Consider the following 13,461-nt stretch of genomic DNA (forward strand, 5'->3'; position numbering starts at 1 on the left):
TTTGTGCAATGGCCTCGCCTTGACGGTGGGGGGAGCGCGTCAATATAGTGTGCCCGGTGGTACGAAGTGGTTAAAAGTGGGATTTAATGGTAGGGAAAGCCAGCCAAAGGAAGAAGCAACTTGTTCCGTGGAGCGAATGCCATCAGCCTTGACGCCAAGGGGCGCCTTACGATGCCGAGCCGGTATCGTGATGAGCTTCTAGAGCGCTGTGCCGGCCAGCTCATCGTAACGATTGATGCCATTGATACTTGCCTTTGCGTTTATCCCCTTCCCGAATGGGAAATCATCGAAAGCAAACTCCGTGAACTTCCGTCTTTAAGAGAAGAAACACGTCGTTTGCAGCGTTTGCTAATCGGTAATGCGGTAGACCTTGAGCTTGATGGGAACGGGCGCTTTTTAGTGCCGCCCCGCTTGAGGGATTATGCTCGTCTGGATAAGCGCGCTGTACTGGTAGGGCAGCTGAACAAGTTTCAGCTGTGGGATGAGGATGCCTGGAATGGTCTGTGTGAAAGCGACCTCAAGGCAATCAAGGAACCCGGCGGTTTGCCGGAAGAACTGCGCGATTTAATCCTGTGAATATGACCACTACGTTCAGCCATGTCACTGTCTTGCTCGACGAAGCCGTCGAAGCCCTGGCTGTGCGTCCCGAAGGCCTCTATGTCGATGGCACATTTGGCCGCGGAGGGCATAGCCGCGCAATTCTTGCACGACTTAAAAGCGGAAGCCTGCTTGGTTTCGACAAGGATCCCCAAGCGATCCAGTCGGGACAAGCACTGGCGGCCGAAGATGGCCGCTTTGTCATTGTGCAGCGAAGCTTTGCCGACATAGGCGAAGAACTGTTGCAGCGCGCCTGGATGGGACGTACGGATGGCGTGCTTCTCGATTTGGGCGTGTCCTCTCCTCAACTGGATGATCCCGAGCGCGGGTTCAGCTTCATGCATGATGGTCCTCTGGATATGCGTATGGATCCCTCTCACGGTATAAGCGCCGCTGAGTGGATTGCAACCGCACCGGAAGATGAAATCACTCGCGTATTCAAAGAGTACGGCGAAGAGCGATTCGCCAAGCGGATGGCCAGGGCTGTGGTACAGCGCAGGGACGTCACACCCTTTACGCGTACGGCTGATCTGGCCCAGGTACTGACTGACGCGAATCCTGCTTGGGAAAAAGGCAAGCATCCTGCCACGCGAGCGTTTCAGGGTATCCGGATTTTCATCAATAACGAGTTGGGCGATCTGGAAAGAGGTCTGGAAGCGGCCTTTGAAAGCCTGGCCATAGGCGGCCGGCTCGTAGTGATCAGTTTTCACTCTCTGGAAGACAGAATCGTCAAGCTCTTCATGCGTCGCCTGGCTAAGGGTGAGGTCGATAAGCTTCCACGGAATCTTCCTATTCGTACGCAGGCTTTTGAGCCCCGCGCCTTGCTGGTAGGCAAGCCTGTATATGCCTCCGAGGCTGAACTGTCCGTCAACCCTCGGTCCCGAAGTGCAGTCATGCGTATTGCGGAGAAGCTGCGATGAGTAGTCTCTTTGTAAAGCGTCTGCCCAAGGGCAGTACGACCATGTTGGTTCTATTCATAGCCGTCCTGCTGTCCGCTGTTGCTGTCGCTTACAGCGCCCACTGGAACCGGCAGTTGCTTAATACCCTGTATTCCGAGTTGAGCGTTCGAGACAAGGCCCAGGCGGAATGGGGGCGTCTGTTACTTGAGCAAAGCACCTGGACGGCTCACAGCCGCATCGAAGCATTAGCCAGCGATCAACTCAAGATGCGCATTCCTGATCCTGAAGAGATCAAGATGGTGGCGCCATGATGAAGCTGGGGGGCATTCAACATCCATGGCGATTTCGCCTGGTTGTCATTGGCTTGGCAGGTATGGTCGCCGCTATTGGCTGGCGTGTCGTTGACCTGCACGTCATTGATCGTGCCTTCCTCAAGGGGCAGGGAGATGCCCGAAGCGTCAGAACTATTCCTATTGCTGCCCACCGCGGCCTGATCACGGATCGTAATGGTGAGCCGCTGGCTGTCAGTACGCCTGTCAGCACAATCTGGATAAACCCCAAGGAGCTGGCCGGCGCCAAGGAAAAATGGTCGATTCTGGCGGAGTCTGTAGGTCAGCCTTACGGCGATTTGGCAAAGCGTCTGGAGCAGAATTCCAATCGAGAGTTTCTTTACCTGGTTCGGGGAATAACACCGGAGCAGGGCGAAGCCGTCATGGCTACGGTCAAGCAGCACAAGATTCCTGGTGTTTATGACATCGAGGAATTTCGCCGTTTTTATCCGGCGGGTGAAGTGGCTGCACATGTCGTGGGGTTTACCGACATTGATGATCGCGGCCGTGAAGGCGTTGAGCTGGCGTTCAATGACTGGCTGGCTGGTGTCCCAGGCAAACGGCAGGTTCTAAAAGACCGGCGAGGTCGAGTCATCAAGGACGTTCAGGTTGCAAAAAACGCCAAGCCGGGCAATTCGATTGCCTTGTCCATTGACCTGCGCCTTCAGTACCTTGCAAATCGCGAATTGCGCAACGCACTGGCGCAGTTTGGCGCAGTGTCCGGTAGCCTGACGATGGTTGACGTCAAGACTGGCGAGATCCTCGCCATGGTTAATCAGCCTACCTACAATCCGAACAACCGTCGCAATCTGAACCCGGCCAGCATGCGCAACCGGGCCATGATCGATGTGTTCGAGCCAGGATCCACCATGAAGCCGCTTTCGATGAGCGCTGCTCTTGAAAGTGGACGCTGGAAGCCATCGGACACGGTGAATGTTTATCCTGGTTATCTGCAGATCGGCCGTTACACGATCAAGGACGTGGCTCGCAGCCAGAGCCCCCTGGACCTGACAGGTATTCTGATCAAGTCCAGTAACGTGGGCATGAGCAAGATTGCTTTCGATATCGGCGGCGAAACCATTTACAACACCATGCGCCAGTTCGGCCTTGGGCAGGACACTGGTCTGGGCTTTCCCGGTGAGCGTGTAGGTAATCTACCCAACTACCGTAAGTGGCATCCGGCAGAAACAGCCACATTGTCATATGGCTATGGTCTTTCCATCACCGCTATCCAGTTGGCGCATGCCTACGCCACGTTAGCCAATGATGGAAGTTTTATCCCGCTGTCCCTGACACGCGTCGAACGTTCCCCTCAAGGCTCCCAGGTGGTCCCTCAACAGGTAGCTAAAACCCTTCAGGGAATGCTGCAGCAGGTAGTTGAAGCGCCTACCGGCGTGTTCCGTGCTCAGGTGCCGGGATATCACGTGGCTGGCAAGAGTGGTACCGCCCGTAAGGCCGCAGTGGGTGCCAAAGGATATACACAGAACTCCTACCGTTCCCTTTTTGCCGGCTTCGGGCCGACCAGCAATCCGCGTATTGCCATGGTGGTCGTCATTGATGAGCCCAGCAAGGGCGGATATTACGGCGGCGTGGTCTCTGCGCCTGTTTTCAGCCGAGTCATGGCGGGTGCTTTGCGACTCATGAATGTTTCCCCCGACAATGTCGCTCCGTTGCCAGAGCAGGAGCAAGCCAGCGCTACTGAAGTATCCAGTGGAGGGCGTGGCTGATGATGTCTCTCACCCGGTTGATACCGCAGGCCAGTAGTGATGTTTCTGTAAAAGCACTTTGCCTGGACAGTCGACGTATCCAACCAGGATCCGTTTTTTTTGCAGTACCTGGCGGAGTGCGTGATGGGCGTTTACATATTGCCGAAGCGATTGCCAATGGTGCCTCGGCAATCGTCTATGAGGCAGATCAAGCCCCCGATTTGCCTCCCGCTTCGGTACCTCTTGTGCCAGTCAAAGAGCTTGGCGTCGAGCTTTCAGCCATTGCAGGGCGTTTTTATGGCGAGCCCAGCGCTGCTCTTACGCTGATAGGCGTTACCGGTACCAATGGTAAGACCAGCGTGACGCAGTTAATCGCCCAAGCCTGTGATCGCCTAGGGCAGCGCTGCGGCATCGTAGGCACGTTGGGGACAGGGTTTTGGGGAGCACTTGAGGCCGGTCGGCATACCACGCCGGATCCCTTTGCGGTTCAGGCAGCGTTGGCTGCACTCAAGGAGCAGGGTGCTCGAGCTGTTGCAATGGAGGTTTCTTCTCATGGTCTGGAGCAGGGCCGTGTGGCGGCTGTGCAGTTTGATGTGGCCGTGTTCACCAACCTGTCTCGAGATCATCTTGATTATCATGGCACGATGGAGGCTTACGCCGCCGCAAAGGCCAAGCTTTTCCAGTGGCCGTCTTTACGGGCACGTGTAATCAATTTGGATGATGAGCAGGGCTGTCGTCTGGCTGAAGTCGAGCATGCCTCTCGGCTTATTACGTTCAGCCTGGAAAATCCCGCCGCTACGCTGTATTGCAAACACATCGCTTTTAGCGATGCGGGTATCGAGGCGAGTCTTGTAACGCCAGAGGGAGAGGCCAGGCTGGTCAGCCCATTGATTGGTCGCTTCAATCTCAGCAATTTGCTCGCAGCGACAGGGGTTCTGCTGGGTATGGGGTTCACTCTCAGCCATATCCAGCGTGTAATGCCTGAGCTTCAGGGACCCGTCGGGCGAATGCAGCGTCTGGGAGGCGGTACGCAACCCCTGGTCGTTGTCGATTATGCCCATACCCCTGACGCGCTTGAGCAGGTTCTGGTTGCCTTACGCCCTCATGCCAAGGGGCGATTGATCTGCGTGTTTGGCTGTGGTGGCGATCGAGACAGTGGCAAGCGCCCGCTGATGGCTCGCATTGCTGAGCGGCTGGCCGATGCCGTTATCGTTACCGATGACAATCCTCGTACCGAGTCCAGCGCTCGAATTATCGACGATATTCGTGCCGGCTTTAATGAACCGGCGCGTGCCACATTTATACCCGCTCGCGACGAAGCCATTGCGTATGCCATTGGAGAGGCTTCCCGTGACGACGTAGTGCTCATTGCTGGAAAAGGGCATGAGGACTATCAGGAGGTCAACGGGGTCAGGATGCCTTTCTCTGATCTGGAGCAGGCCGCTCGCGAGCTGGTTGCAAGGGATGAAAGCCATGCTTAAACCAATGTTTCTCCAGGATTTGACCGAACCGCTTTCAGCTTCCCTGAAAGGTGGAAATGTAAGTTTTACAGCGGTCTCTACGGACAGTCGCACACTTGAGGCTGGACAGCTCTTTGTTGCACTTACAGGGCCTCGGTTCGATGGTCACGCGTATCTATCCAGCGTAGCGGCGAAAGGCGCTGTCGCTGCATTGGTAGAAAAAGCGCAGCCTGACCTGAACATTCCTCAGCTGATCGTCAAAGACACCCGTGTCGCCCTGGGGCAGTTAGGTGAGCTTACCCGGCTTTCGTTTTCTGGCCCTGTGGTTGCCGTGACGGGGTCAAGCGGCAAGACCACAGTCAAGGAAATGCTGGCTGCCATTTTGAATACGCTGGGCTCGACACTGGCAACTCAAGGCAATCTGAACAACGACCTGGGTGCTCCGCTGACGCTATTGAGGCTGGAGCAGAGTCATCAGTATGCCGTTATCGAACTGGGAGCCTCACGCTTGGGCGAGATCGCCTATACCGTAGGACTGACCCATCCTCACGTCTCGATCATTACCAATGCAGGGCGAGCCCATGTAGGAGAGTTTGGTGGCGTCGAAAAGATTATCGAAGCCAAGGGTGAAATCCTGGAGGGGTTGGCAGCAAACGGCACTGCCATATTGAATCGAGACGATCAGGCCTTCGAAATATGGAGAAAACGTGCCAAGGGGCGCAACGTTATCAGCTTTGGCCTGAATGACACGGCTATGTTCCGGGCTGCGAATATTGTTCGTGATGCTCGTGGCTGCCCTTCCTTCACACTGCTCAGCCCTGCGGGTTCTGCTGATATCCAGCTAAATCTGCTGGGCGAGCACAATGTTGTCAATGCACTGGCCGCAGCCGCGGCCGCCCATGCCCTGGGTGTGGAGCTTGCGCATATTGTCCAGGGGCTTGAGGCGTTGCAGCCGGTCAAGGGGCGGACGGTAAGCAAGCTGGGTATCAACGATTCACGTGTTATCGATGACAGCTATAACGCCAACCCCGGCTCCATGAAAGCCGCTGTCGATGTACTGACAGGGTTTTCTGGCCGTACCGTTCTTGTCTTGGGCGATATGGGTGAGTTGGGCGAATGGGCTGAATCTGCTCACCGCGAAGTCGGCGAGTATGCGAAAGGTAAGGTATCCGCTTTCTACGCCGTAGGTCCTCTCATGAAGCATGCCGCTGAGGCATTCGGGACCGATGCACGGCATTTCGACGATCGGGCTGCGTTAATCGAGGCATTGCTTCTCGAGGCGGCTCCTGAGTCCACATTTTTGATCAAAGGTTCGCGTAGTGCGGCGATGGATAACGTCGTTTTCGCTCTGTGCAATAAAGATGTTGAGGAGAAACACTGATGTTGCTGCTGTTGGCGGAGTTCCTGCAACAGTTTTACAAGGGCTTCGCGGTCTTTCAGTACCTGACCCTACGCGGCATTTTTGGCGTGTTGACAGCGCTTGTGCTTTCGCTTGCCTTGGGCCCGTGGATGATCCGTACCTTGCAGATACGGCAGATTGGTCAGGCAGTACGTAACGATGGCCCGCAGTCGCACCTTTCGAAGTCGGGTACGCCTACGATGGGGGGCGCGCTGATCCTGACGTCGATTGGTATCAGCACGCTGCTTTGGGCTGATCTTTCCAACCGATATGTGTGGACCGTGCTGGCCGTTACATTCTTGTTCGGTGCCATTGGTTGGGTGGATGACTATCGCAAGGTAATCGAAAAAAATTCTCGAGGCTTACCCAGCCGGTGGAAATATTTCTGGCAATCGGTCTTCGGCTTGGGAGCAGCAATCTTCCTTTATGTGACAGCCAAGACACCTATCGAGACGACATTCATTGTCCCGCTGCTGAAAAACATCGAAATCCCGCTTGGGATTTTCTTCGTTGTGCTGACCTACTTTGTGATCGTCGGATCCAGTAACGCCGTTAACCTGACTGATGGCCTGGACGGTCTGGCCATTATGCCGACCGTAATGGTAGGTGGTGCCCTGGGTATCTTTTGCTACCTATCCGGTAACGTAAAGTTTGCTGATTATTTGCTGATTCCCTACGTAGAAGGCTCTGGTGAGCTAATCGTCTTTTGTGGCGCGCTGATCGGAGCCGGACTGGGCTTTCTATGGTTCAACACCTATCCCGCCATGGTCTTCATGGGGGATGTGGGCGCACTGGCGCTGGGTGCGGCACTGGGCACCATTGCGGTCATTGTCAGACAGGAAATCGTGCTCTTCATCATGGGTGGGGTGTTTGTGATGGAGACCCTGTCAGTAATGATTCAGGTTGCCTCCTTCAAACTCACCGGCCGTCGTGTTTTTCGCATGGCACCGATACACCACCATTTTGAACTCAAAGGCTGGCCTGAGCCGCGCGTTATCGTCCGGTTCTGGATCATCACCGTAATTCTGGTGCTGATCGGCCTGGCTACGTTGAAGCTGAGGTAAGACAACCATGAGCCTGATCGCTTCCGACCAGTTTCGCATTGTTGTAGGCCTTGGCAAGAGTGGCATGTCGCTGGTTCGCCATTTGGCGCGCCAAGGTGTTCCATTCGCTGTGGTGGACACGCGGGAAAACCCGCCTGAGCTGGAAACACTGCGCACCCACTATCCACAGGTAGAGGTGCGCTGTGGTGAATTGGATGCCGATTTCTTGAACCGCGCCAGTGAGCTTTATGTCAGCCCCGGCTTGTCATTGCAGACGCCTGCAATTCAGAAGGCGGCGGAGCAGGGCGTCAGGCTTTCCGGTGACATTGAATTGTTTGCCCGTCTGGCCAAGGCGCCTATCGTTGCGATTACTGGGTCCAACGCTAAAAGCACCGTAACGACCCTTGTTGGTGAAATGGCCTGCAAGGCGGGCAAGCACGTCGGCGTAGGCGGAAACCTTGGAACGCCAGCGCTGGATCTATTGGACGACAATGTCGACCTTTATGTGCTTGAGCTGTCCAGTTTTCAATTGGAAACCTGTGAGCGGTTGAATGCTGAGGTGGCCACGGTATTGAACGTCAGTGAAGATCACATGGATCGCTACAGTGGTATGGCTGCTTACCATCTGGCCAAGCACCGGATCTTCAGAGGCGCACGTCAGGTGGTCGTCAATCGGGATGATCCCTTGTCTCGCCCGTTGGTGTCCGAGCAAGTCCCATGTTGGACATTTGGTTGTGGTCAGCCGGATTTCAACGGCTTCGGCCTGCGTGAGCACGACGGTGAGAAGTGGCTGGCTTTTCAGTTCGATCCGCTCATGCCTGTAAAGGACCTAAAGATTCGTGGCGCCCATAATCAGGCCAATGCCTTGGCTGCGTTAGCCTTGGGACATGCTGCCGGATTGCCTTTCGAGCCGATGCTGGAAGCACTTCGCGAGTTTTCAGGTTTGGCTCACCGTTGCCAGTGGGTAGGTGAGAAGGCTGGTGTGCACTATTACAATGATTCAAAAGCTACCAACGTAGGTGCTGCGTTGGCTGCTATCGAAGGATTGGGAAGCGATATCGCAGGCAAACTGGTGCTTTTGGCTGGCGGCGATGGCAAAGGAGCCGATTTCGAACCGCTCCGCAAACCGATAAGTGCTTTCTGCCGCGCAGTCGTTCTGCTTGGACGGGACGCTGAACGCTTGGCTGAATCCTTGAATACCGATATCACGATCGTTCATGTCTCCACACTAGAGCAAGCCGTCGAGAGAGCCGCAGCGTTAGCCGAGCCTGGTGATGCTGTTCTCTTGTCTCCAGCGTGCGCAAGCCTGGACATGTTCCGTAATTTTGAAGAGCGTGGGCGGTTGTTTGCTCAGGCCGTGGAGGCGCTTAATTGATGTTTTCCTTGCTGCGCCCTTATCCTTCGCCGCTCATCAGCCGGAACGGTGTTGATCTTGACTTTCCTTTGCTGGCTGGCTGTCTGGCCTTGCTCGGTTTGGGCTTGGTCATGATCACTTCCGCATCGTCGGAAGTAGCAGCCGCTCAGGCTGGAAACCCCCTCTATTACATGATTCGACACCTGATCTATCTGGCTATAGGTATCGTGGGTTGCGGAGCCACGCTCATGATCCCAATGGCTACCTGGCAGCGTTTTGGTGGAACTCTGCTAATTGCCGCATTCGCCTTGCTGATTATGGTGTTGATTCCCGGAATTGGCCGTGAAGTAAATGGATCGCTGCGCTGGATCGGCTTCGGTTTATTTAACGTTCAGCCTTCCGAAATAGCCAAGGTATTCGTTGTGATTTACCTGGCCGGCTATCTGGTGCGGCGAGAGCAGGAAGTGCGACGTAGCTGGGCCGGTTTTTTCAAACCTTTCATTGTGTTGCTTCCGCTGGCCATGCTTCTGCTGCGTGAGCCAGACTTCGGGGCAACGGTTGTCATGATGGGTGCAGCCGCTGTCATGCTGTTTCTGGGTGGCGTAGGGTTGTTCCGTTTCATTCTAATGGTGGCCCTGGCTGTTCTGGCGGTGTTTATCCTGGTTCAGACCCAGGAGTACCGTATGCAGCGTCTCATCACCTTTACCGACCCTTGGGCTGATCAGTTTGGGTCGGGCTACCAGCTCACTCAGGCATTAATCGCTTTTGGCCGAGGAGGCTGGTTCGGGCTTGGCTTGGGTAACAGCATCCAGAAGCAGTTCTACCTGCCAGAAGCTCACACTGACTTTGTATTTGCCGTTCTGGCAGAAGAGTTGGGGCTTGTCGGAGCCTTGGCCACCGTCGGGTTGTTTCTCTTTGTATGCGTACGCGGCCTTTACATTGGCTATTGGGCAGAGCAGGCCAAACAGTATTTTGCAGCCTATATGGCGTATGGACTTTCCATGCTCTGGATTGGCCAGTTCCTGATCAATATCGGCGTAAATGTCGGGCTATTGCCTACCAAGGGACTGACACTGCCATTTTTAAGCTATGGCGGAAGTTCGCTGATCATCTGCTGCATCAGCATGGCATTGTTGCTTAGGATCGAGTGGGAAAGACGGACACTCATGAACGACGAGGAAGTTGAGTTTTCGGAAGAGGATTTTGCTGATGTCCGGTAATGTCCTCATCATGGCAGGCGGTACTGGGGGACACGTTTTTCCCGCGCTGGCCTGCGCCAGGGAGTTTGAAAGTCGGGGGTATACCGTTCATTGGCTGGGTACGCCTCGTGGTATTGAAAATGATGTCGTCCCGCAAGCAGGTCTTCCCTTACACCGTATTACCGTTACCGGACTGCGTGGTAAGGGTATGCAGTCACTGCTGAAAGCTCCCTTTCAGCTCAGCGGAGCCCTAATGCAGGCGCTCGGCATCATGCGTACTCTCAAGCCTGTCTGTGTGCTGGGTATGGGGGGCTTCGTCACGGGGCCTGGCGGTATGGCGGCTCGTCTGTCTGGCGTTCCTCTTATTATTCACGAGCAGAATGCAGTTGCCGGTACTGCAAACCGCCTGCTTGCGCCTATCGCAAAAAAAGTATGCGAAGGTTTTCCTGCCACGTTCGCCGCGTCTCCCAAGCGGTTAAGTACAGGTAACCCCGTTCGCAAGGAGCTTTTCCTGCAAACCGTGCGGCCTTCTTTTGAAGGGCGTAGGGTCAATCTGCTGATTTTGGGTGGCAGCCTTGGTGCAGAGCCTATCAATAAACTTGTGCCTGAAGCGCTTGCTCAGGTATCCGCCGGCCTGCGTCCTAACGTGAAACACCAGGCAGGGCGGCAGCATGCTGAAGTAACACTGCAGCGCTATAGCTCCTCGAATCTTGATGCAGAGGTGATGCCATTCATCTCGGATATGGCTCAGGCTTATGCCTGGGCTGACCTTGTGATCTGCCGCGCAGGTGCACTGACGGTAAGTGAGCTTACGGCCGCAGGCTTGCCGGCATTTCTGATCCCACTGCCTCATGCCATTGATGATCACCAGACACGCAATGCTGAATTTTTGGTGAACGAGGGCGCAGCCCTTTTGTTCCCGCAGAAAATGACTGATGCGACGGCGATTGCCGCACAGCTAACTGAGGTTTTGATGCAACCCGAACGATTAACTGCCATGGCCACTCGTAGCCATGCCCTGGCTAAGCCTGATGCAACCCGAGCCGTGGTAGATGCCTGCCTGGAGGTGGCCAATGGTTAAATCCCAGAGCGCAATCCAGGCAGAAGTGCGTCGTATGCGTAGCATTCGGCGAATTCATTTTGTAGGAATCGGCGGCGTAGGCATGTGTGGAATTGCCGAGGTTCTGCTCAATCTGGGGTACGAAGTATCCGGCTCCGACCTCCGGGCTTCTCCTGTTACCGAGCGCTTGCAGCAATTTGGTGCCAAGATTTATATAGGTCATAGCGCCGAAAATCTTGAGCGCGTGGACGTACTAGTCGTTTCCAGCGCTATCAACAAGTCCAACCCTGAAGTGGCAGCTGCCCTGGAAAACCGTATTCCTGTGGTTCCTCGCGCTGAAATGCTGGCTGAGCTGATGCGGTACCGGCATGGAATTGCAGTAGCAGGTACTCATGGGAAAACCACAACTACAAGTCTGATTGCTTCCGTGCTGGCGGCCGAAGGCCTCGATCCTACCTTTGTCATCGGTGGTCGCCTGAATGCAGCAGGGACTAATGCTCAACTTGGAACCAGTCGTTATCTCGTTGCCGAGGCTGATGAAAGTGATGCGAGCTTTCTGCATCTTCAGCCTATGGTGGCGGTAGTAACCAATATCGACGCCGATCACATGGATACGTATGAAGGGGACTTCAGTCGGCTGAAGAAAACCTTTATCGATTTTCTGCATAATTTGCCGTTCTATGGACTGGCTGTACTGTGCGTTGACGATCCGGTCGTACGTGAGATCATTCCTCAGGTTGCGCGTCCCACGGTGACTTACGGCACCAGCGAGGATGCAGACGTCCGCGCAGTCGATATCCGCCAAAAAGGCATGCGTACCTATTTCACCGTGCTTCGCAATGGTCGTGAACCCTTGGCGGTGTCTGTGAACATGCCAGGAGTACATAATGTACTCAACGCGCTGGCAACTATCGCCATTGCAACAGATGAAGGGCTTAGCGATGACGCCATCGTAGCGGGCCTGTCTGAATTCCAGGGAGTAGGTCGTCGCTTTCAGGTATACGGCGAACTGCCTGTCGAAAATGGCAGTGTGATGCTGGTAGATGATTATGGTCATCATCCCCGTGAAGTGGCTGCGGTAATAAAGGCCGTTCGTGGTGGTTGGCCTGAGCGCCGCCTGGTCATGGTTTATCAGCCCCATCGCTATAGCCGTACACGTGATTTGTACGATGATTTCGTGCAGGTCCTGGCTGATGCCAATGTATTGTTGTTGATGGAAGTCTATCCGGCAGGTGAAGAGCCGATTCCAGGTGCCGACAGCCGCCGTCTCTGTCATAGTATCCGTCAACGTGGTCAGCTAGACCCAATCTACATCGAGCGTGGTACCGAGCTTGCTCCTCTTATCAAGCCTCTCCTGAAGGCTGGGGATATTCTCCTCTGCCAAGGTGCTGGTGATATCGGCACTCTGGCTCCGCAATTGATAAAAAGCCCCTTGTTCAATTCTGACTTTCTGAGGAAGTCGCTATGAGCGCCATCCTTGATCCAATGTCGATCCAGCCAGCCGATTACGGTCGTGTTGCCGTGTTGTATGGTGGCAAGAGTGCCGAGCGCGAAGTTTCCCTTAATTCAGGGAAAATGGTGCTGGCTGCGCTGCAGGCTGCGGACGTTGATGCGTTCGGTATCGATGTTGGTCAGGATCTGCTGCAGCGTTTGAACACTGAACAGGTAGACCGTGCCTTTATCGTCCTGCATGGACGGGGTGGGGAAGACGGTAGCATGCAAGGGCTGTTGGAGTGCCTGGGTATACCCTATACAGGAAGTGGAGTGCTGGCTTCCGCATTGGCCATGGATAAGCTGAAAACAAAACACCTCTGGTTGAGCCAGGGTCTGTCCACGCCTAAATACGCCGTTTTGTGCTGTGAGTCTGATTGTCGGAAGGCTGCTGAGGAACTCGGGTTTCCACTTATCGTCAAACCCGCCCATGAAGGTTCCAGCATTGGTATGGCCAAGGTGAACAGTGTTAATGAGCTGATCACTGCTTGGCAGTCCGCCTCGACGTACGATTCGCAAGTTCTTGTCGAACAATGGATTAGCGGTCCTGAGTTTACTGTCGCCCTGTTGGGCGATCAGGTACTGCCGCCTATTCGTCTGGGTACTACTCACGACTTCTATGACTATGACGCCAAATACCTGGCATCCGACACTCGCTATCAGGTTCCGTGTGGCCTTGATGAGGAGCGTGAGTTGGAACTCAAGGTATTGGCTCGTCATGCCTGTGAGGTCGTGGGGACTGCTGGCTGGGCGCGCGTTGATGTCATGCAGGATAAAGAGGGTCGGTTCTGGCTGCTGGAAGTCAATACAGTCCCCGGCATGACGGACCATAGCCTTGTTCCCATGGCAGCCAAGGCCGCAGGCCTTGATTATCAACAACTTGTCCTGACGGTTCTGGCAGGCACAATGGAGTCGAGGGGCTAA

12 protein-coding genes are annotated in these 13,461 nt (G+C 54.9%); all 12 read left to right on the top strand.

What is annotated here, in order from left to right; all coding sequences use genetic code 11:
- Positions 1–120: 120 nt before the first annotated feature.
- From mraZ to B3729_RS06800, 12 genes are read left to right on the top strand one after another with little or no spacing between them, the layout of a single operon-like run.
- Entirely contained in the window at positions 121–576 is a 456-nt protein-coding gene (gene mraZ, locus B3729_RS06745; protein ID WP_010795325.1) for a division/cell wall cluster transcriptional repressor MraZ, read from the top strand.
- A 2-nt stretch (positions 577–578) separates the two neighbouring features.
- Positions 579–1,517: a 16S rRNA (cytosine(1402)-N(4))-methyltransferase RsmH gene (gene rsmH, locus B3729_RS06750; protein ID WP_286787697.1), complete on the top strand. Its 939-nt coding sequence runs from the start codon at positions 579–581 to the stop codon at positions 1,515–1,517.
- A complete protein-coding gene (ftsL, locus tag B3729_RS06755; protein WP_010795323.1) occupies positions 1,514–1,807 on the top strand; it encodes a cell division protein FtsL in 294 nt (97 codons plus the stop codon). The genes rsmH and ftsL overlap by 4 nt, the downstream gene beginning before the upstream one ends.
- On the top strand, positions 1,804–3,552 hold the full coding sequence (locus B3729_RS06760; protein WP_409438616.1) for a peptidoglycan D,D-transpeptidase FtsI family protein: 1,749 nt from the start codon (positions 1,804–1,806) through the stop codon (positions 3,550–3,552). Before ftsL ends, B3729_RS06760 begins: the two co-directional genes overlap by 4 nt.
- Positions 3,549–5,012 (top strand): UDP-N-acetylmuramoyl-L-alanyl-D-glutamate--2,6-diaminopimelate ligase, encoded by a 1,464-nt coding sequence (locus tag B3729_RS06765; protein ID WP_286787699.1) that lies wholly within the window; start codon positions 3,549–3,551, stop codon positions 5,010–5,012. The genes B3729_RS06760 and B3729_RS06765 overlap by 4 nt, the downstream gene beginning before the upstream one ends.
- On the top strand, positions 5,005–6,372 hold the full coding sequence (locus B3729_RS06770; RefSeq protein ID WP_286787458.1) for a UDP-N-acetylmuramoyl-tripeptide--D-alanyl-D-alanine ligase: 1,368 nt from the start codon (positions 5,005–5,007) through the stop codon (positions 6,370–6,372). The genes B3729_RS06765 and B3729_RS06770 overlap by 8 nt, the downstream gene beginning before the upstream one ends.
- The gene (mraY, locus tag B3729_RS06775) at positions 6,372–7,454 is read left to right on the top strand and encodes a phospho-N-acetylmuramoyl-pentapeptide-transferase (protein WP_019366777.1); all 1,083 of its coding nucleotides are present in this window, start codon (positions 6,372–6,374) and stop codon (positions 7,452–7,454) included. Before B3729_RS06770 ends, mraY begins: the two co-directional genes overlap by 1 nt.
- A gap of 7 nt (positions 7,455–7,461) precedes the next feature.
- Positions 7,462–8,808, top strand: a complete 1,347-nt coding sequence (gene murD / locus B3729_RS06780; protein WP_286787459.1) for a UDP-N-acetylmuramoyl-L-alanine--D-glutamate ligase — start codon at positions 7,462–7,464, stop codon at positions 8,806–8,808.
- Positions 8,808–10,007, top strand: coding sequence for a putative lipid II flippase FtsW (ftsW, locus tag B3729_RS06785; RefSeq protein WP_010795317.1), 1,200 nt, complete (start codon positions 8,808–8,810; stop codon positions 10,005–10,007). Before murD ends, ftsW begins: the two co-directional genes overlap by 1 nt.
- Positions 9,997–11,067: an undecaprenyldiphospho-muramoylpentapeptide beta-N-acetylglucosaminyltransferase gene (gene murG, locus B3729_RS06790; protein WP_150346852.1), complete on the top strand. Its 1,071-nt coding sequence runs from the start codon at positions 9,997–9,999 to the stop codon at positions 11,065–11,067. The genes ftsW and murG overlap by 11 nt, the downstream gene beginning before the upstream one ends.
- Positions 11,060–12,514, top strand: coding sequence for a UDP-N-acetylmuramate--L-alanine ligase (murC, locus tag B3729_RS06795; protein WP_010795315.1), 1,455 nt, complete (start codon positions 11,060–11,062; stop codon positions 12,512–12,514). Before murG ends, murC begins: the two co-directional genes overlap by 8 nt.
- Positions 12,511–13,461 carry a D-alanine--D-alanine ligase gene (locus B3729_RS06800; protein ID WP_286787460.1) on the top strand — a complete coding sequence of 317 codons (951 nt, stop codon included), beginning with the start codon at positions 12,511–12,513 and terminating at the stop codon, positions 13,459–13,461. The genes murC and B3729_RS06800 overlap by 4 nt, the downstream gene beginning before the upstream one ends.

It is taken from the genome of Pseudomonas sp. UBA3149 (assembly GCF_002364655.1).
In the GTDB taxonomy this organism is placed as follows: Bacteria; Pseudomonadota; Gammaproteobacteria; order Pseudomonadales; family Pseudomonadaceae; genus Chryseomonas; species Chryseomonas luteola.